This window comes from Acidobacteriota bacterium (assembly GCA_028875725.1).
Classification (GTDB): domain Bacteria; phylum Acidobacteriota; class Thermoanaerobaculia; order Multivoradales; family Multivoraceae; genus Multivorans.
Map to the genome: position 1 here is coordinate 1 of JAPPCR010000012.1, position 2,118 is coordinate 2,118.

Annotated in this window: 2 protein-coding genes; both read right to left on the bottom strand. The window is 69.0% G+C overall.

The genetic code is table 11. The annotated features are described in order from the left end of the window. Positions 1–82: 82 nt before the first annotated feature. Positions 83–1,330 (bottom strand): ISNCY family transposase, encoded by a 1,248-nt coding sequence (locus OXI49_11340; protein ID MDE2691099.1) that lies wholly within the window; start codon positions 1,328–1,330, stop codon positions 83–85. Positions 1,331–1,359: 29 nt separating this feature from the next. Then, complete coding sequence (locus tag OXI49_11345; GenBank protein ID MDE2691100.1) at positions 1,360–2,049, bottom strand: DNA methylase; 690 nt, start codon at positions 2,047–2,049, stop codon at positions 1,360–1,362. Positions 2,050–2,118 lie beyond the last annotated feature (69 nt).

A 2,118-nucleotide genomic window follows, 5' to 3' on the forward strand; every position in this document is an offset into this window, starting at 1 on the left:
CAGCAGTTCTCATTTTATCGATTGCATGTTTCTTGCTCCGTGGTTTTGGCTTTGCTTTGGCGAACGGGTTGGTTTGTCGAGTTCAAGGCGGCTGGGGCGGTGGGCTGCCTGTGGCGAGCAGCGAGACGAGCGCGGCCCATGACGGGAAGAGTTGATAGCAGACGATGGAGCGCATGTGTTCGAACAGGCGCGCGCGGGAGCCGAGCCGTTCCCTGGCCTGCCGCCATTGGGCTTCGGCGAGGTCGCAGGCGGTGTGGAGGGCGAAGGCGAGGAGGTTGAGCGCGACGAGGACGCTGGCGAGGGTTTTCTTGCCGTGTCCGAAGTTGTGTTCGAGGTGGTAGCCGCGCTGCTTGAGGACGTTGAAGGTTTCGTTTTCTATTTTCCAGCGGGCGCGGCCGCAGGCGGCGAGTTCGGCGACATTGCCGGCGGTGACGTCGAGATCGGTGACGAAGCCGTTGCGGTAGGTGACCTTGCCGTTGGGGAGGGCGATCTCGATCTCGAACCAGTTCACGCGCAGGGCGTCGTCGCCGTCGCGCAGGGGCAGGCCGGTCATCCAGCGGTAGCGGTGGACGCGGCGGCGGGCGCCGCGGCCTTCGGTTGTTCGCAGGGTGTCCGGGGAGACGCCTTGCAGGTATTCGTGGAGCGTTTTGTGGCTGGCGGGTTTGGCGGTGAGCAGGAAGTTTCCGCCGCTTGCCTGGATGGCCCGGCAGACGGGCTGGCAGGCGTAGAGGTCGTCGCCGAGGTAGACGGGGCGGAGTGCGGCGCATTGGGGGCCGATGCGGGCGAGCCAGCGTTTGGCGGCGGCGCGCTCGCAGTCCTGCTTGTCGTGTCCTTCCCGGGGCGCGAGGAACTCCGGCGGCAGCGGCAGGGCCAGGTTCCGTCCCGGCGCCACCAGGGTGGCGGCGAGCACCTGGTGGAAGTGTTCGGTTCCGCCGTCGCCGCGCTTGCGCGTGGAGCAGTTCGGGCAGTGGATCTTGCGCGAGCGGAAGTATTCGGTGCCGTCGAGGGCGATCAGCGCGCGCCCGCCGAGCCGGCGCATGCCGTCGAGGGCGCCGGCGGCGTCGAGTTCCGCCGCGAGGCCGGTGAACAGCGCGTCGAAGTGCGCCGGCGGAACGCCGTCGAGCGTCTGCCGGACGTGGTTGTCGCTGGGAATGCGGTCCAGGCCGAACAGGGTGTGGGCGTTCGAGTTGCCCAGCCGGACGGCGAGCGTGCGCTGATGCGCCAGGAAGGACGGCGACTGCAGGAAGAACACCGACAGCGCCGCCAGACCGATGTCCGCCATGGCGTATCGCCGGTTGCGGCCGCGGCGGGGGTCCGGCAGTTCGGCCATGCGACCGCGCAGCCGGTCGAGTTGACGCTCTAGCCAGCGCATCCGTCCTCCGGCGGCCGCGCGTCAACGGCCATCAGCGCGGCCAGCACCGCCATCCGCTCCCGGGCGGGCATGGCCCGGTAGCGGCGGGCCCAGCGCTCGGCCTTGCGCTTGACGCCCTGGCGGCGCGTGAAGTCGCGGCCCGCGAAGCGGACCCAGTGGGCGCGGTCCGGGGCGAAGTTGAACCAGACCTTCTCGGTCACCACCCCGGCGTGGTTCATGACCTGCAGCGACAGACTGCGCCAGTCCGCCAGCAGGGCATCGTACAGCGCCGAGGGATAACCCGAGACCATGACCGCGCAAGGCAGCCCGCGCAACAGCGCCAGCAGCGCCTCGTGGTCGGCGTCGGCGTAATCGTGGCGGTAGCGGCGGGCCGACTTGCGGGCGCTTCGCAGATACGGGGGGTCGCTGTACACCAGCTCGGAACCGTCGAAGGGAAACCGGGACAGGAAACGGTGCGCGCACCCATGCACCCGCTCCACCGGATAATCGCAGGCGAAGCGCGACAACACCGCCGCGTCCCGGTCGACCCCGATGTTGCGCAGCGCGGCGGGCTTGCGCCGCATGACCGCGCCGCCGCCCAGGTGCGTCTCAATGTAGACCGAATGCGGCGGCATCAGCGCGATCAGCGCCTGACACAGCCCGGAGGTCGCCTTGGAACCGAAATACCGATTGCCCATGTGCGCGGCCGCTTTGCTTCGACCGCACCAACATAGACAAGCCGCGCTATGTTGTCAAGCCGTCCGGCG

Coding starts and splice junctions, on each gene's coding strand:
- OXI49_11340 (MDE2691099.1), bottom strand. CDS start 1,330: ATGGCCGAACTGCCGGACCCCCGCCGCGGCCGCAACCGGCGATACGCC.
- OXI49_11345 (MDE2691100.1), bottom strand. CDS start 2,049: ATGGGCAATCGGTATTTCGGTTCCAAGGCGACCTCCGGGCTGTGTCAG.